The sequence below is a fragment of the Thalassotalea fonticola genome (assembly GCF_032911225.1).
Lineage (GTDB): Bacteria > Pseudomonadota > Gammaproteobacteria > Enterobacterales > Alteromonadaceae > Thalassotalea_A > Thalassotalea_A fonticola.
The window spans coordinates 3,249,244-3,275,097 of sequence record NZ_CP136600.1 but is presented as its reverse complement, the minus strand read 5'-3'; the positions used below and the strand labels follow the sequence as shown (position 1 = coordinate 3,275,097).

Genomic DNA, 25,854 nt, shown 5'->3' with positions numbered 1-25,854 from the left:
AATTTTTAATTTTGTGATTGGTTATGGAACTGCTTGGCCGTTTCTCGCTTGTAATAAGCGGTACCAGTCTTCTCGAGAGTAATTAAGTTCCAAGGCTTGTTTTGCTGCAACAATACGTTGTGGATTTGTTGAACCAACTATTGGGCAAATTTTGGCGGGATGTTTTAATAACCATGCAAAGGCAATTATCCATTTTTCGCAGTCGTAAAATTGTGCTTGGCGATCAAACTCTTGATGAATCCGGTTTACATCATCGATGCTAAAGGTATTGCCCCATGCTTCGTACACAACAGTTGCTATTGGGCACCATGCCATTGGTGTTATGTCATGTTGTAAACATTGATCAAGCGTACCATCGGTAAATGAGCTGATGTTATGAATATTAATTTCAACCTGGTTAACTATTAGTTTTTCAGTAGTGGCTGCTTGTAATAGACTTACTTGTGAAGGACTAAAATTGCTGACGCCAAAGTGCTTTACCTTGCCTTGTCGTTTTAGCTGCTCGAAAGTTTCTGCCACTTCTTGCGGATCGAATAGATAATCTGGACGATGTAACAAAAATAAGTCTAACGCCTCAACGTTGAGTCGCTCTAATGAACCTTCTACTTGCTTGATTAAATAATCTTTTGAAAAATCATAGCGACCGACATCACCTTCGTTTGGCGTATTAGCAAAACGAATTCCAGCTTTTGATGTCACAATTAATTGCTCGCGTAATTCAGGGCTTTCTTTCATTACTTGCCCAAAGATGCGTTCACATTCACCGCCACCATAAATGTCGGCGTGATCAAAGTGATTGTAGCCAGCATCAATCGCACTGCGAATGGCGGTTTTGCCCTGCGTTATGGCTCCAGGTGAGTTATCACCATTAATGCGCATACAGCCATAAACCAATCTTGAAGAGGGTTGTGTTAAATTACCAATTTGTGTTGTTTTCATCTTTATGCGTCCTGCTATTTTTAATTAAACTGCTGTAAAAATTCGTCATGCGATGGCATTTTTTCGACAGTGTTATTCATTAATATTTTTAAATTTTTCATTAAATCGATTAATTGCTCTTCGCTCAGCTGATCGGCGACAGCATGATGATCTTCAGGCAACATGCCTTGACCAATTAATACTTGTTGCCAGGCTATTTCGGTAAACAAGTCATCTTGCTCTCGAAACAACTGACCGGTTTTTTTATATAAATCTAACTTGCGCTGTAATGTTTGTGGAATGTCCATGCGCTGACATTGTTGCCAAAATGGGCTGTCATCACGTTGATTGATTTTATAGTGCAAAATAATAAAGTCGCGAATGCGTTCTATTTCAGTGACCGACTGGCGATTAAATTCATCTACAGTGACATCATCAATGCCCTGGTGTGGAAAGGTTTTAATTAAACGGGTTGCCGCACTCTGAATTAAATGTATGCTGGTTGACTCTAATGGCTCTAAAAAACCGCTGGACAAGCCAATACTGACTACATTTTTGTTCCATTGTTTCAAACGACGACCGGTTCTAAATGGAATTACTTTTGGCTCAGCTAATGGTTTACCATCGATGTTAGCTAATAGTAGTTCTTTAGCTTGTTTATCAGTCATATGCTTGCTTGAATAAACAATACCATTGCCTATTCGGTGTTGTAGAGGGATACGCCATTGCCAACCGGCATCGTGGGCAATTGAACGAGTATAAGGTGAAATTGGCGCTACGTTTTCGCAAGGCACTGCGATAGCTTTATCGCAAGGCAACCAATGAGACCAGTCCACATAACCGGTATTTAAGGTTTTTTCGATTAATAACGCCGCTTGACCGGTGCAATCTATGAACAAATCCCCGGCAATTTTGTTGCCATCTTCCAGCTCTACCGATTCAACAAAACCATTACCTTGGTTCAAGTGTACCTGATTGATTTTACCTTCAATACGCTTAACGCCTTGACCTTCACTGTATTTTCTTAACAGCTGTGCGTATAAATTGGCGTCAAAATGATACGCATAGGTTAATCCTGGAAGAGTTGTTCCCTCAATGTTTCTAATCTTGGCGAACTTATTACTTTTTGCGGATTGATAGTTTAATGAAAAGTCCCAAAAATCAGCAGGTTTTATGTTATTTTCCTGACAGATTTTTTGATATTTAAGCCAATAATGATAGAAGTCACAAAATGGAAAATCTTTGCCTATGCCGCCAAAAGCATGCATATAGCTGTCCCCCTGTTGCTTCCAATTTTCAAACTCAATACCGAGTTTTATTGTGCCTTTAGTGGCTTTTAAAAACTCTTGCTCACTTAAGCCTAAGGCATTGTTGAAATTGATAATGGGTGGAATGGTCGCTTCACCAACGCCAACTGTGCCTATTTGCTCAGATTCAACCAAAGTAATGTTTAATACTTTGCCAAGTACTCTAGTTAATAACGATGCAGTGATCCAACCGGCACTGCCTCCGCCCACTATGACTACGTTTTTAACATTAGCTGTATTCACATCAACACCTTTTACTTTTTGTTTTTTATACATTTAATAAACTACTCTAAACTAGTTTAAGAGTCTTGGTTAAAATAGCCTATTAAATTAATAATCACGTTTAACGACATACTATAAAAAAGCCCCTGTAATAAAGGGATTACAAGGGCTCTTAATTTTTAGCTAAACATAAATCAAATTACAGCTTGTAGCTGAAACCTAACAAGTAGCTTCTACCGTAGTCTTGGTAATCACGAACTTGTAAAGAATTATCACCTGATAATGAGGTGAATGGTTCTTCAGTTAAGTTGTAACCTTGTAAGAAGATAGATAAACCTTCAAGAGATTTGAAACCGGCTTCACCAAAGTCGTAGCCAATTTGAGCATCAACAATAGTTTCGCCTTCAATATCAACCTGTACTTGGTCAAAACCTAAACCATATACATCACCTTTAAAGTCTGAACGGTGACGCATGCTGGCACGAATTTGGAAACCGTGGTTTTCATAGTAAGCGGTAACATTTGAGATGCTGTCTGATAATCCCGGTAACTCATAGTCTTCACCGTTATGATCTTCAATATCAGATTCAACACCAGTGTAGCTGGCGATTAAACCAAAACCGTCAAGGCTTTCACTAAATACATTAAACGGTAGAGCTATAGATAACTCATAACCATATAAAGTACCTTCACCGCCATTAACTTTACCAGTACCAGTACCAGTAGTGTTTTCTGGGATTTCACCGGTTGCAGGGTCAGCAACACCGCTCATATCTACTTCATAGTTACCGTCAAAAATCCACTCACTTAAATCTTTATGGAATAATGCAACAGAGAAGTAACCTTCTGCTGAATAGTAGTTTGAGTATGTTAAATCTAAACCAATTGCTTCTTTTGGTTCTAATTCAGGGTTACCACCTTCAACTTTCCAATAATTACCTTGGTCATCAGGCTGTTGATTGTAAGTGGCATTAACAGAAGCATTCATTTCATCAAGGCGAGCACGAGAAATTGTTTTCGCAGCGCCAAAACGTATTGTTTGGCTATCATCAAGCGCTAAAGATAAGTTCAAGCTAGGTAAAACGTGTGAGTAATCATGCTCAATGTCAGTTGGGCTTGTAATTACTAAGCCATCTTGCGTGTTAAATGCGTTACCTTGTGAAGATTGGTCTGTATGTACATAACGTACACCTACATTACCTGTAAGTGGTAAACCAAACATTTCAGTGTCTAGGTCAGCCATAATGAATGCTGCGGTGATCTCTTCTTTTACAGTCCAGGATTTAGTTGCATGGCTAGTGTTGGTTAATGATTCAGAGAGAAGATCGTAGTAGCCATCTTTAACTAAACCTCTAGAGTCATAAGCAATCATATCGCCCATACCAATAAAGTCTAAGTTAACTGTTCCATCACGATATTCTTCTGGTACCGACATCATGCCAGGGTTTTCTAAAGAGAAAGAAGAAACCGTTAAGAAGAAACCATCAGATTTCTTTTGCTTTTCACGTTCTTTGTATGAAACACCATAAGTAACTGCAGAAACCACTTCACTTTCAAGTGCTTGTGTAGCGGCAAATCTAAGTGAGGTAAGTTCATCTTCAACTGTTGGAGTATTTAAGAAACCGTCTTGCGCTTGGTTTTCGTATTCAGTACCAGTAATGCCGTACTTGTCGTTAAGCGCTGAACTCCAACCCCAAGATAATGGGCCACCCATTTGCATTAGGTTGTAGTCTGAATAATCTAATTCGTGTGAGAACGTTGCACCAGTGTTGCCACCATCAAATACATAACCAATATTGTCTGCAGCACCACGTGAATCGCCACGGCCAGTACCGCCATAGCTTTCCATTGACCAAATTTCACGATCTACATTTGAATAAGAAGCGTCAAACTCTAATGACCAGTTATCATTTAAATTGTATTCAGCATTAAAGCCGTAAGAGTTTAATTCGGCTTGACGTTCTTCATAATCATTACGTAAAACAACGCGTTGCCCTTCAGTAATAGCACTAGTTACAAAGCCTGTTTCAGGATCGATTACTGCAGTATCAGCAGAGATTGAACCTTGACCCCATGCAAATGGTACTTCGATACCGCGAAGGATTTTTTCATCAGTAAAATCTACATATAATGCATCTACGGTAATGTGTAAGTCATCAGTAGGGGCAAATTCAATAACACCCATTACTGAATCACGCTCTAACATTGAAGAACGTACGAATGGTTTTGCACCACCTAATATAGAAACGGTATCTCCATTTGGCGCAGTAAATTCAGGGTAACCCCAAGCGTTCCAACGTTTTTCTTGATTAGGAGAACTCATGGTTGAAATAGCTAAGGCAACACCAATAGTGTCATCTGCAAACTGATCTATGTATGAAATTGTTGCGCGTTCACCGGTGTTATCTGCGTCTGGGTTTAATTCATCAAAACTGGTTTTTTCTAATTGACCGTTTATTTGAATAACACGCTCGCCTTTACTTAGAGGGCGGACTGTTTGTAAGTTAACAACGCCAGCAATACCTTCGCCTTCAATTGTTGCATCGGGAGTTTTGTAAACTGTAACGCCGCTCATTATTTCTGAAGGGTATAAATCGAATTGCACACCACGGTTATCATCAATTGACACTTGCTCACGACCGTTGAATGTAGTGGCACTTTCGTTTTCACCGAAACCACGAATGCTTACTTTACTTGCACGACCATCAAGGCGCTGTGCAGTAAGACCAGGTAGACGGGCAATTGATTCAGCAATTGAAGAATCTGGTAATTTACCGATATCTTCAGCAGAAATGGCTTCTACTACGCTAGATGAATAACGTTTTGTGTTCATTGACTCAACAAGGCTGCGACGAAAGCCAGTTACTTCAATAACTTCAACTTCTTCTTCTGCTTGTTGTTCTGCAGTTGCTTCTTCAGCTGCAAGAGCGATAGAGCTCATTGATAATAGACCACCTGATAGTAGTGCCATTGTCAGTTTGCTCGGTTTAAAGTTTAACATTTGTCTCTCCCATTGAGTCCATTCTTTTTATTTTACTTAGACGTCATGTCCAAGTTATATGTTGTTTAAAAAGTACGCAAACTTTTTAAGATTTCCTTTATGTTAATTACAAATGATTACAAAGAGAATGATCTGCATACGTATTCATAAATATGCAGGAACTTTCCGTTGAATTGCTACTTTTCATTAACATTTAAAGGGTTTAATTAATAAAAACAAGGGTTTGAAGTGTTATTGGCTGGTTAATAAGTATACTGGGCAAGTACTGAATACGTATGCAATTGATTATTCAATTCAGTTGTATCATGCTTGCCTGCAATTAATATTTAATGCAACTTTCAGTTTTAATTACAGGTTGATAACAAATGCGTTTACTACTTTCATCATTATTTTTATTACTCTTTATATCTGCCTGTTTGCCAGATACAAGCAAAGAAATCGACTTTAAAGGATTAAATATCAGTGGCTTGGAGGTAAAAGCAAATGCTCACTGGTTGGCAGAAAAAGAATTGTTTTTATATTCAACTGCCAATAAAAAATTAGCATACTCTTTGATTTCTGATGACGAAAATCAGGTACAAATACGGTTAAAAAATACTGTTTTGAGTGCAAATAGTAAACTGAACTTTCCTCATTTGGTCTCACATGGTCATGCTTTCACATTCGATGAAAATGTATCAAACAAAAGAATTAAGCAGCTTTTAAAGCAAAAATTGTTCGTGGTTGGCGTTAATGATGAGCAAACAGTTGTGAGTATTTCAAAACTGCAAACCGGCAATGTGATTGATGATCTTTACACATCAAAAAGTGATGATGGCGATGAAATAACTGATTTTGGTGCATTGCTAACGGAAAAAAGTACTCAATTTAAACTGTGGGCGCCCACGGCTAAAAACGTCAGTGTGTTATTGTTTAATGAAGATAAAACGGCACATCCATTAAACGAAATAATACTTGAGCAAGATTTAACAACAGGCGCCTGGCAAGGTATCGTAAAGCAGTCATTATTTGCAGCTTATTATCAATATAAAATCGAAATATTCCATCCCGAAAGCCAAAAAGTTGAAACGCTATTAACGACCGATCCATATTCTTTAAGCTTGTCTGCTAATAGTGAATATTCACAAATTACTGATTTAAATCATCAAACCACCAAACCTTCGGGCTGGGATGAACAAGCAAATCCAGAGGTTGAAAACTTTGAGGATAATATTTTTTATGAGCTGCATATTGGCGATTTCAGTGCAACTGACAGTAGTATTTTAAATTCACAAGTTAAAGGTAAATATAAAGCCTTTGCCGAGCAAAATAGCGAAGGCATAAAGCATTTAAAATTATTGCAACAGGCAGGTTTGAATAATATTCATTTATTGCCTGCGTTTGATATTGGCACTGTTAATGAAGTAACAAACAAGCGTATTGGATTAAACGATACGGTTGAAAAATTATGCTCTATTTATGCCGCGCACACTCTTTGCCAAGCAGAATATGTAACTAGAGATATAACGTTATTTGAGGTACTAAACAGTTATGACCCGGCAAGCACTGATGCGGAGAAACTAGTAAGTCAATTACGCCCTGTTGACGATTACAATTGGGGTTACGATCCGTTTCATTATACAGTTCCAGAAGGCAGTTATGCGCAAAATCCTGAAGGTAACGCCCGTATTGTTGAGTTTCGTGAAATGGTGAAAAACCTGCACAACTTGGGGTTTAGAGTGATCATGGACGTGGTGTACAACCACACCCATCAAGCCGGTCTAGAAGCCACATCAGTTTTAGATAAAATTGTCCCTGGCTATTATCAGCGCTTAAATCCTTTAACTGGGTTAATCGAGCAATCAACCTGTTGCGATAACACCGCGACTGAACGAAAAATGATGGCGAAATTGATGACCGATTCATTAGTTGTTTGGGCGCGAGACTATAAAATTGACGGTTTTCGTTTTGACCTAATGGCCCATCAACCAAAAGATGTAATGTTAAAAACCAGAAAGGCTGTACAAGCTGTTGATCCTGATACTTATTTCTATGGTGAAGGCTGGAATTTTGGCGAAGTCGCTAATAACGAGCGCTTTGTGCAGGCAAGTCAATTAGAGCTGGCCGGTACTCAAATTGGTACGTTTACCGACAGACTTCGTGATGCAGTTCGTGGTGGTGGTATGACTGAATCCGGTGATGAAATACGAAAGCTGCAAGGCATAGGTAATGGTTTATATACTTTACCGAATGAATTGCGCAGCCAGGCAGACAGCCGGGAACAATACCTCTTACTAGCTGACCAACTTAGGGTTGGTTTGGCCGGTAATTTGGCTAATTACCCATTAACAAATGCTCAAAATGAGCAAGTTAGCGGTAAAGATATTCCCTATGGCAACCAGCCTAGTGGTTATGCCTTAGATCCTGCCGATACCATTAATTATGTATCTAAGCATGATAACCAAACACTTTGGGATAATAACCAATATCGTAATGACTTTAATTTAAGTATTGATGATCGGGTGCGTTTGCAAACATTAGGTTTGTCATATCCATTACTTGCCCAAGGTATTCCATTTTTGCATATGGGTTCGGAGTTATTGCGTTCAAAGTCTTACTTACGCGACAGTTATGATTATGGTCATTGGTTTAATAAAGTCGATTTCTCGATGCAAAACAATAACTATAACGTTGGCTTGCCACCACATGAAAAAGACCAGCAAAACTGGCAAGTGATTAGCAAAATTCTCAATAAAAATTCGGATAGGGATTTAGCTAAAGCAGAGCATATTCAATTTAGTCGCGATCGATTTATTGAATTATTAAAGATAAGAAATTCATCCAAGTTATTTCGTTTAACCACGGCAAAAGCAATTCAGGCACAAGTTAAATTTCACAATACCGGTAGTGAACAGCAAATGGGCTTAATTGTTATGAGCCTCACAGATAAAACTAATCTTGATGCAAATTATCAGCAAATAGTGGTGATATTTAACAGTTCTGCCGAGCAACAAACCTTCAATTTTACTGGCGCAGAAAAATTTAAATTACACCCAGTACAAGCGGCAAGTTCAGATCAAGTAATACAAACAAGTTTAGCCAATGAACAGGGCTTTACCGTCAAAAAATTTAGCACAGCAGTGTTTGTGAAATAACATCATAGCAATAGGATTTCCAATGAAAGCGTTAATTAAAGTAGTAACCTTGATAATATTATTTTCCAGTCCAGGTCTTGTAGCTAAAGAAGCCAATGTTACCTCTCCTGATGGCAAAATTGTGTTTACCTTGTTAGATAAAGACCAAGTTGTGCAATATAAAGTGTCATTTAATGGTGAAGAGATTGTTGCGCCTTCAAAGCTTGGCTTGGTGTTTAAAGACGGCCCTTATTTAGCTGATGGTTTTGCCATTAAAAACAGTAAAACAACATCAGTAAATTCAACTTGGCAGCAGCCTTGGGGAGAGCAAAAAAACATTACCGATCATCATAATGAATTGGCAGTAACCTTAGTTGCTGATAGAGCTACGGTGAATACTTATACAGTAAGAGTGCGGGTATTTAATGATGGTTTAGGCTTTCGCTATGAAGTGCCTGAACAAAATGGTTTAGACAAGGTTAATATCACCAATGAGTTAACAGAATTTGCCATTAAAGACTTTAAACAGTCTACCGCTTATTGGATCCCGTCGCGCAAGTACAATCGTTATGAGTATGTTTATAACAGCACTGAATTTGAAGAAGTGAGCATTGCTCATACGCCATTCTCCTTTACGTTAGGTTCTGGCGTGCATATGAGCATTCATGAAGCAGCTCTAGTCGATTATGCTGGAATGTCTCTAAACCAGCGTCGCCCTGGTGTATTAAAAGCCGATTTAGCCCCTTGGTCAGACGGTATTCTGGTAAAAACCGCAGCAAACTTTAAAACCCCTTGGCGTACAATTCAAATCAGTAAAGATGCGGTAGGTTTATTAAATTCTAACTTGATCTTAAATCTAAATGAGGCAAATAAACTCGGTGATGTAAGTTGGGTAGAGCCAGGCAAATATGTGGGTATTTGGTGGGGCATGCATGTAAAAGAAACAACTTGGGGCAGCGGAGAAACACACGGAGCAACTACATCTGAAGTTAAACGTTATATGGACTTTGCCGCTAAGTATGGCTTTAAAGGGGTACTAGTAGAAGGCTGGAATGTTGGTTGGGATGGTGACTGGTTCTTTAACGGTGATGTGTTTAATTTCACCAAGCCTTATGATGACTTTGACATTAATGCGATTAGCCAACATGGTAAAAAAATTGGTGTAGAATTAATTGGTCATCATGAAACTTCAGGTAATGTCACTAATTACCGCAACCAAATGGGCGCAGCGTTAGATTTATACCAAAAGCATGGCGTTACCCAGGTGAAAACGGGTTACGTAGCCGATGGTGGCAATATTAAGCGTATTGATGAAAATGGCATTGCCCGTCATGAATGGCATGATGGCCAGTTTATGGTTAATGAGTATCTGCATAATATTACTGAAGCTGCAAAACGAAATATCAGTATTAATACCCATGAGCCGATAAAAGACACAGGTTTGCGTCGTACTTACCCTAACTGGATTGCCCGTGAAGGTGCACGCGGACAAGAATTTAATGCCTGGGGAACTCCACCTAATCCACCTGAGCATGCGGCAATGTTGCCATATACTCGAATGCTGGCAGGACCGATGGATTTCACTCCTGGTATCTTCAATATGGGTTTCAATGGCTTAGGCGCAGACACTAACCGACCACAAACGACTTTAGCTAAACAATTAGCCCTATATGTTGTGTTGTATAGTCCTATTCAAATGGCTGCAGATTTACCGCGCAACTACGAAGCCAACTTACCAGCATTTCAATTCATTTTAGATGTACCAACTGATTGGGCTAAATCAACTGCGGTTGCCGGTGAGGTGGGCGATTATGTTGCTTTTGCTCGTCAAGATAAGCATAGTGATGATTGGTATTTAGGGGCGCTAACAGATGAAGATAGCCGCACACTAACTATAAAGTTAGACTTTTTGTCCGAAAATAAACAATATATCGCCGAAATATATCGCGATGGTGAAAATGCTAATTGGATTGATAATCCCTATGAGATGATTATTGAACAAAAAAATGTAAAACAGACAGATACACTAACACTACCGTTAGCGACTAGTGGTGGTGTTGCCATCCGCTTTAAAGCAATTAAGTAAGAAACTATTATGAGTAAGCAAAAACCGCAGTTATCGTTTTGGCAGGTATGGAATGTCAGTTTTGGCTTTTTAGGTGTGCAATTTGGTTTTGCCTTGCAAAATGCCAATGTCAGTCGGATTTTATCGGATTTAGGTGCCGACTTGCATTCGCTTTCGCTGTTTTGGTTGGTGGCACCAATTATGGGATTGATTGTGCAACCTCTTGTTGGTTCAGCGTCTGATCGTACTTGGAATCGCTTTGGCCGACGTAAACCTTATATTTTAGCGGGGGCCATAGCCGCGGCCATCGGCATGGTATTAATGCCTAATGCGGGTATCTTTGTTGCCTTTATTGCACCTATGCTATTTGGCGCGATGATTTTGGCACTAATGGATGCTTCCTTTAATGTCAGCTTTCAGCCGTTTCGCTCGCTGGTTTCTGATATGGTGCCGGCAAAACAGCGCAATTTAGGTTATTCCATCCAATCGCTATTGATTAATATTGGTGCAGTTATCGGTTCGATTTTACCGTTTGTGCTTACTAATGTTGTTGGTTTAGAAAACACTGCGAAAGTTGGCGAAGTTGCTCCTTCGGTGACCTGGGCATTTTACCTTGGTGCGACAGTATTGCTAGGCTCTGTGTTGTGGACAGTGTTTCGCACCAAAGAACATCCACCTGAAGATTTTTATGCGTACCGCGGCATCGATGCCAAAGAAGTTGAGCAACAGCAAAAACAAAAAAAATCGCTAACGGGATCACTGGCTGAGTTTTTTAAGCTAATGAAAACCATGCCACAAACGATGAAGCAACTTGCCATTGTACAGTTTTTCTCTTGGTTTGCCTTGTTCATCATGTGGGTTTACTCTATGCCGGCAATTACCCAGTATATTTGGGGAGTAGAGGCTAAATGGTTTGACCCCGACTATTTACATGCGGTCGGCACGGTGCCGCAAGCGATTCTTGATGCAAAAGGAGCCGCTGGTGACTGGGTCGGTATTATTTTTGCCGCTTACTCATTATTTGCTGCGGTGTTTTCGGTAGTCTTGTCGAAATTGGCGGATAAGTTTGGCCGTAAATTAGTGTACTCATTATCGTTGTTTGCCGGTGCCTTGGGCTATTTTGGTTTTATGGCGTTCAATAACCTAGAGCCAGTAGTCGTTGATTTATTTATTACTACAGTTACTGTGCCGCAAGCGGCAGTTAACTTATTTATTCCTATGATAGGTGTCGGTATTTCATGGGCAGCAATTTTGGCAATGCCTTATGCTATTTTGGCCGGGTCATTACCAGCAGCTAAAACTGGGGTGTACATGGGGATTTTCAATTTCACCATCGCCGCACCACAAATTGTTTCCGGTTTGTTCTCTGGTTGGATCTTAAGCAGCGTTTTCAATAATGAAGCGATCTACATAATTATGCTGGCTGGCGTTTCAATGCTGTTTGCCAGTGTCTCTGTGTATTTTGTAAAGGACGACCAAGAGCAAAATTAAATAAGTCTGTTGTACTTGCGCAATGAGTCACGATTCATTTTGGCTCATTGCTGCAAATCTAATCTGCTATACATTGCAATGATCTTGCGTTACTATTTTTTAAGTGAATATTTTTAGATGTATATTAACATGAAAGCAACTTCATTTGACATTGCCTACCGTGCTGGTGTTTCTCAGTCGACGGTTTCAAGAGCCCTGCGAAATAGCCCTTTGGTTAATGAAGAAACTCGTCTTAAAGTTCAGGCTATCGCCAAAGAATTAAATTACAAAGTCGACAAAAACGCCCGTAATTTACGTTCTCAGCAAAGTAACACCATAGCTCTTTTATTGTTTGAAGATTCCACCTCCGACGACTCGCAAATAAATCCATTTTTCCTTTCTATGCTTGGTAGTATTACCCGTGCTTGTGCCAATAAAGGTTATGACTTACTAGTTTCTTTTCAACAAATGGACAATGACTGGCATGCCGAGTTTGAAGATACCAATAAAGCTGACGGTATTATTCTTTTAGGTTATGGCGATTACGTAGAATATAAGAAAAAGCTGGTCCAATTGCACGAGCAAGGTACGCATTTTGTCCGTTGGGGGGCTGAAGTAAAAGACATGCAAGTAGCTACCCTAGGGTGTGATAACATTCATGGCGGTATGCAACTAACTCAACATCTAATGCATAAAGGCCGGGAGCATTGTGCCTTCATTGGCACAGCGTCACGCCACGCGCCAGAATTTAATGATCGCTACAAAGGTCACGTTAAAGCACTAAAAAAAGCAGGGAAAACGGTGGATGCAGATTTACAAGTTGATGCTCTATATACCGAAGAAGCGGGTTATCTGGCAACCAAAGAGCTGTTAGCCCAAGGGGTAAGTTTTGACTCTTTATTTGGCGCCTGTGATCTTATTGCCATAGGGGCAATTCGGGCGATTAAAGAGCATGGTTTAAAAATTCCTGACGATGTAGCCGTTGTTGGTTTTGATGATATTCCTATGGCTAACTTTGTAAACCCGCCTCTGACCACTGCAAAACAAGATACTATGCTTGCGGGCAAATTATTGGTTGATAATTTATTAAACCTCATTGCCGGTGAAGAACCGAAAACCATGTTGATCCCGAGCCAATTAATCGAACGTGGTTCAACCAATATATAATTGTTGAGATTAGTTAATTTAACCTTGCCTGCCCTATATCGTACTGTTAAATTAGACAGATAACTTGTTTAATTTGCAGTGCTATGAATAGAACTTTTCATAACTATTTTATTTACTTACTCGCCTTTAGTAGTGGTTTTTCTATCATGGGCATTGAGTTACTTGGTGGCCGAATTTTAGCCCCTTATTTTGGTTCAAGCGTACATGTATGGGGCAGTATCATTACCGTATTTATGCTGTCACTATCGTTTGGTTATTTACTTGGTGGACGGTTATCGTTATCTAATCCTTCATTGCAGCGCTATGGCTCAATATTTTTGTTTGCTGGCCTGACATTATTACCATTAGCTTATTTTGCCACGCCTATGCTGGAATTCGTTTTTGATAATATTGAAGATAGCCGTTATGGCTCTTTAGTTGCCTCTATGCTGTTGTTTTTTATACCAACAATTATATTGGGGATGATTTCGCCCTACTCTGTACGCCTTTTAGTTACTAGCCAAGCGGAAAGTGGTCATGTTGCGGGAATGTTGTATTTTGTCTCTACTCTTGGCTCTGCTCTGGGCACGTTAGCGACATCGTTTTATTTAGTACTTTGGTTTGAAGTAAACACGATAATTTTAAGTTTTTGTTTGCTGTTAATGGTGTTAGGAACCTTGGCTATTTGTTTATACAAAATGGAATTTAAAGATGCACATATGCAAATTCAATCATAAGTTATTAGGATTATTGGCAATAATATTTGTATTGCCTTTTAGTCTGCAAGCTAAGGTTATTAAAGAAGAGCGTTCTTTATACCGCAACATTATTGTTGAAGATAAAGGTGATATTCGCTGTTTAAAGTTTTCAGTTAAACGCAATAAAAGCAGTCAATCATGCATAGATAAAAGCAAACCCAAAGCGTTAGTATTTGATTACACCAAATATGTAATGTCTTCGTTGTTATTTAACCCATCACCTAAAAGGGTGCTTATTATTGGGTTGGGTGGCGGCACACTATCAAATAGCCTGTTAGAGTTATTCCCAGAAATTGTGATTGATAATGTTGAAATTGATCCGGCAGTAATACGAGTTGCCTTGCAGTATTTTGATTTTAAAACAACCGATAACGTTAAAAGTCATGCCCAAGATGGTCGAATTTTTATTAAACGGGCAAAGCGTAAAAAGCAGCAATATGATCTGATAATTCTAGATGCATTTAATGGTGAATATATTCCCGAACATTTGTTAACCAAAGAATTTTTAGAAGAAACTCAAAGCTTGCTTGCTGATGACGGTGTACTGGTTGCCAATACTTTTTCTAGCAGTAAGCTTTATCATCATGAAACGGCTACATACCATGCGGTATTTGGTGATTTTTACTCGCTACAAAAAGGCTACAATCAGGGAAATCGAGTGATTATGATCCCAAAAATAAAACCATCTAATGCTGAGTTGTCTCAGCGACTGATAAAATTAGAGCCAAGGTTAGCAGACTACAATATTAAACTTATGAACATGCTGGCATTTTTGGAAATAGAGAAACTACCGGCAGAAGAATATAAAGTATTAACCGATCAATATTCTCCGGCTAACCTGTTATAACAAAGGGAGCATTATTGCTCCCTATGCTGAAACCTTTTGAGTAAATAGCTAGAACTTAAAATCACCACCAATAGTAAATACTTCATGCTCTTCACCATTGATTTCAAATACTTGCATCTCCGATTTTAAAATAAAACTGTCATAGTCATATTTAAAACCAATGCCATAAAACATATCAGTACCACCGTCTAAATCAGAGTTCATTCCAGGTTGGCCATAAACAGGACGTTGGTTAGCACTTAATTCGTTTGCTTGGCTTTCTTCTATTTCCCAGTTGTTCACCCCCACTTTGGCAAAAAATGATGATTTGTCGGTGAGTGGAATTAACCCAATGATGTTGATCATCATAGCGGATGATTCAGCGCTATCTCTAAAGCGTACTTCACTGGCTTTATCCAGTGCAGCACCCTGACCTTTGTGGGCGCTTTTTAAGTTGGCAAAATCAGCTTCCAAGCCCCAATAAGGGTTAAATTGTAATGCATCTACGGCCTTCTCTTCTTCACTACGATTACTTAAAGCAAAGATATTTCTTTGATTGTTAAAGTAATGACTATGACGGAGGTAACTAATTTTTTGCTCCGCCAAAACCTTAGCAATATCTGTTTTCACTTTAGCTGATTGGTTGGTAGTTGTAGCATCATTAACAGCAATTTCACTAGTGTCGTTAGTTATGTTCTCTTTGGTCTTGGGGTCTGTATTATTCTTTGAAGGTGTTGGCCGAGACACTTGTTCTTCTGTAGTTTTATCTGTTTTTTTGGGAAAAAAATCGGACATCAAAAATAGCGCTGTCGCAGCGATGAAAATAAATGAAGATAATATTACTAACGCTCTTCTCATTGCTTTTCCCAGAATTATTAGGTCTATTGAATGTTATTTTTTTAATTTACTCAGCTTAAGTATAGTTGTGCTTTTATGATGATAATAGGCTAACAATGTTTTAGTTTGATAATTAAATGTAAACCTGTAATGTGAGGAATTTATCTTTTGCTAAACTTGTTGATAATAAATTAATTTAACTAAGGATATCTATTGCCGAAGGTACAGCAAACACTAAAAATTAGTGCCCTTAAACTGGCCGCGAAAAAGGCATATAACAATGCCTATGCTCCCTATAGTAATTTTTTTGTTGGTGCTGCAGCCTTAACAAAAGCTGGCAACATTGTTAGTGGCTGTAATGTTGAAAATGCCTCTTATGGATTAACTGTTTGCGCTGAACGAAATTGTATTGCGCAAGCGATTATCAATGGCGAGCAAGAGTTTCAGACTTTAGTCATTTATACCGAGCAAGAAAAGTTAACCCCACCTTGTGGTGCATGTAGACAAGTTATTGCTGAATTCTTAGAGCAATCTGCTGTAGTTACAGTCGTTAATCACCTTGAGCAACAAATAAGCTGGACCGTTAAGCAGTTATTGCCCGACGCTTTTACCCCTAAAGATTTAGTGTAGAGAATACTATGATTATTCCACAGGAAATTATTCGTCAAAAACGTGATGGAAAAGCGCTATCTGCAGTTGAAATTCAAGGCTTTGTGACTGGCTTGGTCGATGGTAGCTTTAATGATGCCCAAGTAGGGGCTATGGCAATGGCAATTGTGCAACAGGGGATGAACGTTGATGAAACCGTCGCCTTAACACAACAAATGATGAATTCTGGTGATGTGCTGCATTGGCCTGATCTTGATGGGCCAATTGTAGATAAGCACTCAACTGGTGGTGTTGGCGATAAAGTAAGCTTTATGTTGGCGGCAATCGTTGCCGCGAATGGCGCCTATGTCCCGATGATTTCTGGACGAGGATTAGGTCATACTGGCGGTACGGTAGACAAATTAGAAAGTATTGCTGGTTTTAATGTACAGCCAAACAAGGAAGAGTTTAAACGTATAGTAAAAGATGTCGGTATGGCAATTATTGGCCAAACTAGCAATATTGCCCCCGCCGATAAACGCTTATATTCAATTCGCGATATTACTGCGACGGTTGAATCAGTACCGTTAATTACTGCTTCCATTTTATCGAAAAAGTTATCTGCTGGTTTAAATGCGTTAGTTATGGACGTTAAAGTAGGAAATGGTGCCATGATGACAGAGATGAAAGCAGCAAAAGAGTTGGCACAAAGCATTGTTGATGTAGCCAATGGTGCAGGAGTTAAAACCCAGGCAATAATTACTGACATGAATCAAGTGCTGGGAAATAGCGCAGGTAACGCTCTTGAAATCAAAGAAACGTTGGATTATTTAAGTGGTGAGTATCAAGAGCCTAGACTGCACGAAGTCGTGAATGCGTTAGCTTGTGCAATGTTGATTGATGCAGGGCTAGCTAAAAATAAACAAGACGCTACACAACTTGTAAGTAATGTTCTATCGAACGGCCAGGCGGCAGAAGTCTTCGCCAAAATGATTGCCCTGATGGGCGGGCCGAATGATTTATTTTCAGTACCCGATAAATACATGCCAGTAGCTAACGTTATTGAAGATATCAAAGCACCAACAAGTGGTGTTATTAGTGCTATGCAAACTCGTGATATTGGAATGGCCGTAGTTACTTTAGGTGGAGGGCGATTATCAAATGAACAAGAAATAGATCATAGTGTCGGCTTTGATCAAATCATTCATGTGGGCAATAAGGTTAACGCTGGTGATGTTATCGGAAGAGTTCACGCAGATTCAAATGAAAGTATGGCTGCAGCTAAAAACAGTTACTTAAATTCGGTTCAAATCAGCAATGAGGTTAACATGAGCACTCCGATAATATATGAGCATATTTTACCGAGATGATTAACTTTCCTGTTCAGCAATGCAGCCTTCTTTTATTGTTCATCAATACAGCATTCGTCTTGAAGGAAGGCAATAACAGATAAGAGCTTTTCATATTCAACAACACAATAAAGTACTCTTCCTTCTCGTCGTTGTTTGATTAAACCAGCTGAAGCCAAGCCAGAAATGTGGTGCGATAATGTAGAACCTGGCACTTTTAGTTCTTCCTGCACTACACCAACAGCAACTCCTTGCTCACCTGATTTGACTAAACGTTTAAAAATAGCTAACCGAGTTGGGTGGCCTAGCTCTTTTAAAGCTTTAGCTATAATTTCAATATCCATAACGCTCTCTTTAATTAATCACAATATAATAGATAATTCGATATTACTAGAAATATGTTGACGGGGAAAGTTTTTTCTATATAATTCGACAAATCTAGAAATGTAGAGATTTGAATTATGTCTATTACACAACAAATGGTACTCGATACCTTTAACATGTTTGCTTTTTTAGCAATTGAATTAACCATACTATTTTTACTAATTAGTTATATTGTCGGAGTTTTACAGGAATATATTCCACCTAGAAAAATTCAAAAAATATTAAGCAGTAAAAACGGCAAAGGCTATGTCATTGCTGGGTTATTAGGGTCTATCACGCCATTTTGCTCATGTTCAACAATTCCTTTTTTAAAAGGTTTACTAAGAGCAAAGGCGGGTTTTGGTACTATGATGGTCTTCCTATTTGCAAGTCCATTGCTGAACCCAATTATCATTGGTTTATTTTCGATAACCTTTGGTTTAAAAGTGACTGCATTTTATTTTGCCATTGCAATGGGAGTGTCTGTTGCTGCTGGTTACTTATTAGAGAAACTTGGGTTTGAGAAATACATTAAACCTGAGGCATACTTTGAGCCAGAAGCTAGTAGCTGCGCAAGTAGTTGTGGAAAAAATGGTAACCCAGTAAGCAAATGGACTCGCATTTGGAACAGTACCTGGAGTGACTTTAAAAAGGTTTTACCTTATCTGATTGGTGGTATTGCTCTTGGCTCATTTATATATGGTTTTATGCCAACAGAGTTTGTTGCCAATGTTGCGAGTGAAGAAAATCCATTTGCAGTTCCTATTGCAGCGGTAATTGGTATTCCTTTATACATAAGAGCTGAAGCTGTTATTCCTCTTAGTGCAGCATTAGCAGCGAAAGGTATGGGACTTGGTGCGGTAATGGCGTTAATCATTGGTAGTGCAGGAGCTAGTTTAACGGAAGTAGTCTTACTTAAATCTATTTTCAAGAATGAAATGGTTATAGCATTTTTAACGGTAATTCTATCTATGGCAGTTGGCGCGGGTTACCTTTATTCGTACATTTTCTAATAACCTTTGATTCGTATAAAGGAAAAGCTACAGACTCTTGAGCCTGTAGCTTTGTTTATTTAGCGAGTTTTGCTGCGTGTAATAATAATTCTGGCGCTAAGCGGGTTTTATAATTTGGGTTAACATATTGGAACTGTATCAAGCCTTTCGCGTCGATTACATACACTGCCGGGGCTGGCAGTACTAAGCGTTCGTCGCCAGCAGCATTCTTTTGCAAAGGGTTTTGCAAGTTCATTTTAGCTAAATAGCGATCAGTGACTTCTTGTGAGGCATAAAAAGCTAAACCGAACGTTTGGCTAACGGTACTGTTGTAATCAGAAAAAAGCTGGTAACTGAGCTTTTTATTGTTAATACTTTTTTGCAAATCATTTGGTGAGTCAGTTGAAATACCTATTAACTGAAAACCGAGTTTTTTTAAATCACCCTCAATTGCTTGTAGTTGCCCCATTTGTACATTACAAAATGGGCACCAACCGCCACGATAAAAAAAGAGTACCGTTGGTTTGCCTTTTATTAACTTAACTAAATCAACTTTTTCATTGTTAATCGTTGTAGTTATGGTGCTAGGTACTGATTGCCCAGGTAGTAAAGGTGAAACCAAATCTTGAGTTTCAGCAATCGGTTTTGCTAGCACGTTCAGACTAATGCTTAGTAATGCTATAAATGTTAATATTTTTTGCACGTTACACTCTCTATATAAATTAATTTTAAATGGTATTATTTTGATAGACCTAGGATTATTGAAAAACATTTCTTTAAAATAATATATTATACATGTAGCTATATAATTCATTCATAAACAGGATTTCTGATGAGCGCCCTCACCTCTGGTGTTATCTTTCTAAGCGCTGCTGTTATTGCAGTTCCCATTTTCACTCGTTTTAAGCTCGGGGCTATTTTAGGCTATCTGGCTGCTGGCTTAATTATCGGCCCATCTGTATTAGGCTTAATTAATGATCCTGTACAAATACTGCACTTTGCTGAATTGGGCGTGGTATTTTTATTGTTTGTTATCGGTTTAGAATTAGATCCCGATAAGTTGATGAGAATGCGCAATCAAATCATATTTATTGGTGGTGGGCAGTTACTATTTTGTGCGTTAGCGATCACGGCAATTTTATTGCTGCTTTCTTTTGATTGGAAAATTTCCCTCGTTCTCGGTTTAGCGTTCGGTTTGTCGTCAACCGCTTTTGCAATTCAATTGATGGAAGAAAAACGCTTACTTACCACACCTTTAGGGCAAAAAGGCTTCTCAATTTTACTGATGCAAGATTTAGCTGTGATCCCTATATTGCTGTTAGTGGCTACTTTGTCGGGTTCTAGTAATCCCAATGATCCAGCCTGGTATATTAGTATTTTAGTTATTATTGGTGTGCTAATTTCTGGCAGATATTTGGTCAACCCTTTGTTAAGAATTATGTCCCGTTATGGCAGTTCTGAAGTAATGACTGCGGCAGTGCTATTAATTGTGATTGCCACTGCATTGGTTATGCAGTTAGTTGGTTTATCGATGGGGCTAGGAGCTTTTCTTGCCGGGGTATTACTGGCTAACTCTAGCTTTCGACACCAATTGGAAGTTGAGATAGCCCCATTTAAAGGGTTGTTGCTTGGCTTATTCTTTATCGCTATTGGAATGAATTTAGAACTGGATTTACTGATTGCTCAACCGGTAATGATCATTGGTGCAAGCTTAGCTTTAATTGCTATTAAAAGTGCCATTATTTATGGTTTATTAAGGTTTAACAATCAACCCCATACTCATCCCTTAAGACTGGCGCTAATGTTGTCTCAAGGCGGTGAATTTGCCTTTGTTATATTTAACGTTGCTGTTACCGATTCTTTATTACCTGGAGACTTAGCAGGCAAAGCAACCCTGATTGTTGGTATCTCAATGGCATTAACATCACCCTTGGTGATTTTATATGAAAAATTACAGCAGCGTAAAACACAAGTTCCTGAATATGACACTGAATCAGACGTACTTGAACCGGAAGTTATAATTGCCGGCTTTGGCCGCTTTGGTCAAATTGCGGGTCGAATTTTAACTGCTAATAATATTCATTTTACTGCGCTTGACAATAATGCTGAGCACATTGAATTTTTAAAGCAATTTGGCAATAAGGTATTTTTTGGTGATGCCACTAATTTGAAGCTACTAAAAGCTGCAGGGGTTGAGCATGTTCGTATTATGTTTATTGCCGCCGATTCTGATAAACATGGCTTTGATATCGCAAAAACGGTTAAACAGCATTTCCCTCATATTAAAATAATTGCCCGTGCTAAAAGTCGCTTAAGTGTACTCAAGTATCGAGATATTGGGGTAGATACTAATGTGCGAGAAATGTTTGACAGTAGTCTTGTTGCGGCAAAAATTTTGCTCGAAGAATATGGCTTTGATCAAGCTAAAGCCGAGCATATGGTTAAAGTGTTTAAAGCCCATGATGAAGAAATGCTTGAAAAGTCTTATCTGGCGAATAATAAATTTGATATGAAAGAGTTAATAAAAATAAGTCATCAAGGTCGAGCTGAACTGGAAACCCTGTTTAAACGAGATCATGATGAATAAAATATTAATCAGTAGCTGCTTTTTAGGCAATAAAGTTAGGTATGATGGCCAAACTAAAGTACTGGTTGACCCGCAAATAACCACTTGGCAGCAACAAGGTTGCTTAGTTGTTATTTGCCCTGAAATGTCTGGTGGTTTACCTGTACCTAGAGCTCGGGCAGAACAAGTGGGCAGTAAAGTTATCGATGAGTTTGCTGTTGATGTAACAGAGCAATTTCAACGAGGGGCCAGTTATGCTCTTGAGCTATGCCAAAAACAGCAAATTAAATTCGCACTTTTAAAAGAATACAGTCCTTCATGTGGCAGCAGTCAAATATATAACGGTCACTTTAATGGCACTAAAGTTGATGGCCAAGGCGTAACCGCTAAATTACTTAGTGAACATGGTATTGCTGTCTATAGTGAGCTTACCCTTGAGCAATTAATTAGAGATTATACAGAACAGTAAAAATGAGCAGATAATTAATGGAATTGGTGTAAATTTGAATTTAAAGCAAGGAAGCTGAGAATAAAATAAGGAAGATAAGACAAGGCACGCAAAGAATCGATCGTAACAAGGATTGCAAATAAAGATAAGCCCCCGCAATATCTTAGTCGGCAGTCCCGCTGTCATAAATATTTTTAAACAACAAAAATATCTTTAGACCGGTAACTTTGCGTCCCTAGTTTTCACTAGGTTTGCCTTGGACGAGCTAAGTAGCCCTAACAGTGATTATAGTCAAATTAACGTTTCTGTAAACCTTTTAACATAAATTTAATCGGATTTTAGGTTGTTTTCGTTTATTTATAGGGGCTTATGGCTTTATCATGGCATACTGAATAGGTTTTAAAATGATTAGGAAAGTTAATGAGTAAAGTTTTGAATGAGCTTTTAGGCCTATTAGAGTTAGAAAAATTAGATGAAAACTTATTTATTGGTCAAAGCCAGGATCTAGGTTTTAAAGCACTTTTCGGTGGTCAAGTTATTGGTCAAGCTCTGTCGGCAGCTAAACAAACATTAGCGCAAGAGCGACAACTACACTCGTTTCACTCTTATTTTCTGCGTCCAGGCGATGCAAAAAAGCCGGTTACCTACATTGTAGAAATTACTCGCGATGGTAAAAGTTTTAGTACCAGACGCGTTCAGGCGATGCAAAATGGCAGAGCTATATTTAATTTAACGGCATCATTTCAAATTGAAGAGCTTGGTTTTGAGCACCAAGATGATATGCCTGCTGTTGTTGGTCCTGAAGGTCTTGCCACTATTCAGGAATTGCAATTACAGCATAAGGATGTAATTCCAGCTGCTATGCACAGCACTATTTTTGCTGAGCGACCCATTGAGTTTCGCCCAGTGAAAGAATACGACTGGTTAAATCCCAAAAAATCATCGTCAAAAAATCAAATTTGGATGAAAGCTAAAGGTGACTTGCCCAATGATTTACGTATTCATAAATACGTTCTGGGGTATGCTTCGGACTATAATTTTTTACCAACTGCAGTACACCCGCACGGGCGTAGTGTTTGGTCTAAAGACTTCCAAATAGCGACCATTGATCACTCTATGTGGTTCCATCGAGATTTTAGATTTGACGATTGGTTGTTGTACGATATTGATAGCCCTTCAGCAAGCGGTGGTCGAGGTTTGGTACGTGGCAAAATTTATAACCAACAAGGTCAGCTTGTTGCTTCTACCGCACAAGAAGGCGTGATTAGGCAGTATTAGTTATTTAAGTAAATACTGCCAGAATTTTTAGTGTTTGCCTGACTCACGCTCGTGCTTGCCAATCATGGCCAGTTGGAGTTTGAAATATTCTTAATTCAAACAGTGGTGCTATGGCAAATAAGTGATCAAAAATATCAGCTTGAATAGCTTCATAATTTACCCAATTAATATCATTACTGAAAAAGTATAATTCTAACGCAACCCCAATCTCAGTGGGTTTTAATTGTCTAACCATGCAAGTCATATCGTTATGCACATTTGGATGTTGCTGCAAATATGCGGAGATATAAGCCCTAAATGTGCCAATATTAGTTAAACGTCTGCTATTAGGATCGGTAATGTCGTTAATACCTTTTTGCTGATGAAATGCGCTAATATCATTATTTTTGCTATTCAAATATTCATTTAGAAACTCAAATTTTTGCAGTTTTTCCATTAACTCAGCTGAACAAAAGTGAATACTGGAAATGTCGATACTGATACTGCGTTTTATCCGTCTTCCACCTGAGCTGGACATACCGCGCCAGTTTTTAAATGATTCACTAATTAACGCATAAGTCGGAATGGTCGTAACCGTATTATCCCAATTTTGCACTTTTACGGTATTCAAGGCTATTTCCAGCACGTCACCATCGGCACCGTATTGCGGCATTTCAATCCAATCACCTGGCGCGACCATTTTGTTGGCCGATATTTGAATACTGGCGACTAAACCTTTAATGGTATCTTGAAATACTAATAATAAAACGGCGGTTAAAGCACCCAAACCGCTGAGTAGATAAATTGGTGACCGATCAATAAGTATTGAAATAGCTAGTATTATTGCCACTATGTAGATGGCGAGCTTTAGTAGTTGAATGGTGGCATTTAGCGGCAAGTATTTTTCTTTACTCGATTCTTGAAATAAATTATTCGCAACATTTAATAATGAACTTAAACTACGCGCTACTTGTAATGCTATGGCTATTTTGGCAAATACTGTTAAAGCATCAACCAGCTGTGGGTTAGCACTGATAAAAAATGGCATGAAAGCCAATAATAATACTGCTGGGATTAACCAGGATATGCGATCAAACACTTTTTGTGAGATTAATAAATCATCCCATTCATTGGTAGTGCGAGTGACTATTTTATGCACAAATTTAAGCACTAGGTGTTTGGTTATGTAATAACTAATCCAACAAATAGTCAGCAATAATATCAGGCCTATCATGGCCGAAACTGGTTGGATAAGAGACTCACTAATACCGCTTATTGTTAGCCACTGTTGGATCAATTCAGACATATATTCTCGTAATCTTACAACTATTTAATAATGGTTCAGATTAGCGCTGATTGTGGCGCTAGGCAATAAAAATAGCTTTAGCGGCATTTTTTCATGTTTTTTTATAATTTATTGTTAATTAATCTACGCATTTTCAAAAAGTTATTTGATCTTCAGGGCGCAATCTGTTTTCTTAGGGGGAGCTAATAGATATACGGGTTGAGGAATGAATTTTAAACGAGTTGTGATCAAGGTAGGCAGCGCTTTAGTTGCTCCTGATGGGAAGGGCTGTAGTGGTAAATATTTACTGGCTATTGCCCGTTTTATTACCGAATGCCACAGCAGAGGCAAAGAAGTTATTTTAGTTTCTTCTGGCAGTGTTGCTGCCGGTCGTCAATTAATCCATCATGGCTCTCCCAACCCCTCTATTGCAGCCAAACAAGCAATGGCTTCAGTAGGTCAAATGCAAATGATGGCCAATTGGCAGCGTTTTTTTGATACCGCCTGTTCACAGCTACTGATCACTCATGGTGACTTAAAAGACAGAAAGCGTTATATCAATATTAAAAACACTTTAAGAATGTTATTAGAGAACAACATTCTGCCGATCGTTAATGAAAATGACACCGTTGCAACGCAAGAATTAAAAGTGGGTGACAACGACAATTTAGCCGCATTAGTTGCGATGGTGAGCGATGCTGATTGTTTCTTTATTTTAAGTGATGTTGATGGCGTATTTGATTGCGATCCACGCTCCAATCCAGATGCTAAACTCTTTAGTGAAATTGATACCATTGATGATGCGTTATATGACATGGCAGGTGGTACATCCAATCATATTGCTACTGGCGGTATGAAAACTAAAATTCAAGCGGCAGAAAAAGCCACTGAGCATGGTATTGAAACGTACATCTTAAATGGCAGCAAGTCTGATGTTTTTGATAAATTATTACGAAATGAAAACCCCGGTACTCGTTTTATTGCCAAGAGCTCTGCGGTAAAAGCAAAAAAGAATTGGTTAAAACATACCTTGAAAAGCCATGGTTCAATTGTCATTGATGAAGGAGCGATTAATGCATTATTGAACAAAGGAGCATCGCTACTGGCTACTGGCGTTACCGAAGTTTGGGGCGATTTTGCCAAAGGCGAATCAGTAAATATTACCGCCCATTGTGGTACGCGGGTATTGGCAAAAGGTATATGTCAGTACAGTAGTCAAGATCTGGCTAAACTTAAAGGTAAGAAATCATCAGATTTCGATCAGATTTTAGGTTACTGTCCAAGTAAAGAAATTATTCACCGAGACGATTTAGTTTTGTTGGAAGTTAATGCTTAAATCTATT

The 25,854-nt window shown here is 38.7% G+C and carries 20 protein-coding genes and 1 riboswitch; of the genes, 13 read left to right on the top strand and 7 right to left on the bottom strand.

The genetic code is table 11. The annotated features are described in order from the left end of the window. Positions 1-21 precede the first annotated feature (21 nt). The 3 genes from RI844_RS13175 to RI844_RS13165 form a co-directional block, all read right to left on the bottom strand. Positions 22-939 (bottom strand): aldo/keto reductase, encoded by a 918-nt coding sequence (locus RI844_RS13175; protein ID WP_348395133.1) that lies wholly within the window; start codon positions 937-939, stop codon positions 22-24. Between the two features lie 20 nt (positions 940-959). Then, positions 960-2,501, bottom strand: a complete 1,542-nt coding sequence (locus tag RI844_RS13170) for a tryptophan halogenase family protein (protein WP_348395132.1) — start codon at positions 2,499-2,501, stop codon at positions 960-962. Between the two features lie 145 nt (positions 2,502-2,646). Next, positions 2,647-5,448 (bottom strand): TonB-dependent receptor, encoded by a 2,802-nt coding sequence (locus tag RI844_RS13165; protein ID WP_348395131.1) that lies wholly within the window; start codon positions 5,446-5,448, stop codon positions 2,647-2,649. A 365-nt stretch (positions 5,449-5,813) separates the two neighbouring features. On the opposite strand from RI844_RS13165, the gene pulA reads away from it, so the two are divergent. The 6 genes from pulA to RI844_RS13135 all read left to right on the top strand — a co-directional run bounded on the left by pulA (position 5,814) and on the right by RI844_RS13135 (position 14,847). After that, positions 5,814-8,582 (top strand): pullulanase-type alpha-1,6-glucosidase, encoded by a 2,769-nt coding sequence (gene pulA, locus RI844_RS13160; RefSeq protein ID WP_348395130.1) that lies wholly within the window; start codon positions 5,814-5,816, stop codon positions 8,580-8,582. A 34-nt stretch (positions 8,583-8,616) separates the two neighbouring features. After that, positions 8,617-10,647: a glycoside hydrolase family 97 protein gene (locus tag RI844_RS13155; protein WP_405054487.1), complete on the top strand. Its 2,031-nt coding sequence runs from the start codon at positions 8,617-8,619 to the stop codon at positions 10,645-10,647. 9 nt (positions 10,648-10,656) lie between these two features. Then, positions 10,657-12,117, top strand: a complete 1,461-nt coding sequence (locus RI844_RS13150; RefSeq protein ID WP_348395128.1) for an MFS transporter — start codon at positions 10,657-10,659, stop codon at positions 12,115-12,117. A 123-nt stretch (positions 12,118-12,240) separates the two neighbouring features. After that, the gene (locus RI844_RS13145) at positions 12,241-13,263 is read left to right on the top strand and encodes a LacI family DNA-binding transcriptional regulator (RefSeq protein ID WP_348398354.1); all 1,023 of its coding nucleotides are present in this window, start codon (positions 12,241-12,243) and stop codon (positions 13,261-13,263) included. 83 nt (positions 13,264-13,346) lie between these two features. After that, entirely contained in the window at positions 13,347-13,979 is a 633-nt protein-coding gene (locus RI844_RS13140; protein WP_348395127.1) for a fused MFS/spermidine synthase, read from the top strand. Further along, positions 13,954-14,847, top strand: a complete 894-nt coding sequence (locus RI844_RS13135; RefSeq protein WP_348395126.1) for a spermidine synthase — start codon at positions 13,954-13,956, stop codon at positions 14,845-14,847. The genes RI844_RS13140 and RI844_RS13135 overlap by 26 nt, the downstream gene beginning before the upstream one ends. Before the next feature lie 48 nt (positions 14,848-14,895). Here the strand turns inward: RI844_RS13135 and RI844_RS13130 are convergent, their stop codons facing one another. Next, positions 14,896-15,684 carry a hypothetical protein gene (locus RI844_RS13130; RefSeq protein ID WP_348395125.1) on the bottom strand — a complete coding sequence of 263 codons (789 nt, stop codon included), beginning with the start codon at positions 15,682-15,684 and terminating at the stop codon, positions 14,896-14,898. Positions 15,685-15,876: 192 nt separating this feature from the next. Between RI844_RS13130 and RI844_RS13125 the strand changes: the two genes are divergently transcribed. After that, positions 15,877-16,293 (top strand): cytidine deaminase, encoded by a 417-nt coding sequence (locus tag RI844_RS13125; RefSeq protein WP_348395124.1) that lies wholly within the window; start codon positions 15,877-15,879, stop codon positions 16,291-16,293. A gap of 8 nt (positions 16,294-16,301) precedes the next feature. After that, positions 16,302-17,621, top strand: coding sequence for a thymidine phosphorylase (gene deoA / locus RI844_RS13120; protein ID WP_348395123.1), 1,320 nt, complete (start codon positions 16,302-16,304; stop codon positions 17,619-17,621). 32 nt (positions 17,622-17,653) lie between these two features. Here deoA and RI844_RS13115 read toward each other — a convergent pair whose 3' ends face one another. Next, positions 17,654-17,944, bottom strand: a complete 291-nt coding sequence (locus RI844_RS13115) for an ArsR/SmtB family transcription factor (RefSeq protein WP_348395122.1) — start codon at positions 17,942-17,944, stop codon at positions 17,654-17,656. Positions 17,945-18,061: 117 nt separating this feature from the next. Here RI844_RS13115 and RI844_RS13110 point away from each other — a divergent pair, with 117 nt between their 5' ends. Continuing rightward, a complete protein-coding gene (locus tag RI844_RS13110) occupies positions 18,062-18,976 on the top strand; it encodes a permease (protein ID WP_348395121.1) in 915 nt (304 codons plus the stop codon). A 55-nt stretch (positions 18,977-19,031) separates the two neighbouring features. Here RI844_RS13110 and RI844_RS13105 read toward each other — a convergent pair whose 3' ends face one another. Continuing rightward, positions 19,032-19,658, bottom strand: a complete 627-nt coding sequence (locus RI844_RS13105; protein ID WP_348395120.1) for a peroxiredoxin-like family protein — start codon at positions 19,656-19,658, stop codon at positions 19,032-19,034. A 129-nt stretch (positions 19,659-19,787) separates the two neighbouring features. Between RI844_RS13105 and RI844_RS13100 the strand changes: the two genes are divergently transcribed. The 3 genes from RI844_RS13100 (at position 19,788) to tesB (ending at position 23,247) form a co-directional block, all read left to right on the top strand. Continuing rightward, positions 19,788-21,542, top strand: a complete 1,755-nt coding sequence (locus RI844_RS13100) for a monovalent cation:proton antiporter-2 (CPA2) family protein (RefSeq protein ID WP_348395119.1) — start codon at positions 19,788-19,790, stop codon at positions 21,540-21,542. Further along, on the top strand, positions 21,535-21,990 hold the full coding sequence (locus RI844_RS13095; RefSeq protein WP_348395118.1) for a DUF523 domain-containing protein: 456 nt from the start codon (positions 21,535-21,537) through the stop codon (positions 21,988-21,990). The genes RI844_RS13100 and RI844_RS13095 overlap by 8 nt, the downstream gene beginning before the upstream one ends. A gap of 145 nt (positions 21,991-22,135) precedes the next feature. Then, positions 22,136-22,235, bottom strand: a riboswitch (cyclic di-GMP riboswitch). A gap of 154 nt (positions 22,236-22,389) precedes the next feature. After that, positions 22,390-23,247, top strand: coding sequence for an acyl-CoA thioesterase II (tesB, locus tag RI844_RS13090; protein ID WP_348395117.1), 858 nt, complete (start codon positions 22,390-22,392; stop codon positions 23,245-23,247). Positions 23,248-23,290: 43 nt separating this feature from the next. Here the strand turns inward: tesB and RI844_RS13085 are convergent, their stop codons facing one another. Then, positions 23,291-24,532, bottom strand: coding sequence for a mechanosensitive ion channel family protein (locus RI844_RS13085; protein ID WP_348395116.1), 1,242 nt, complete (start codon positions 24,530-24,532; stop codon positions 23,291-23,293). A gap of 205 nt (positions 24,533-24,737) precedes the next feature. Here RI844_RS13085 and proB point away from each other — a divergent pair, with 205 nt between their 5' ends. Then, the gene (gene proB / locus RI844_RS13080) at positions 24,738-25,847 is read left to right on the top strand and encodes a glutamate 5-kinase (RefSeq protein ID WP_348395115.1); all 1,110 of its coding nucleotides are present in this window, start codon (positions 24,738-24,740) and stop codon (positions 25,845-25,847) included. Positions 25,848-25,854 lie beyond the last annotated feature (7 nt).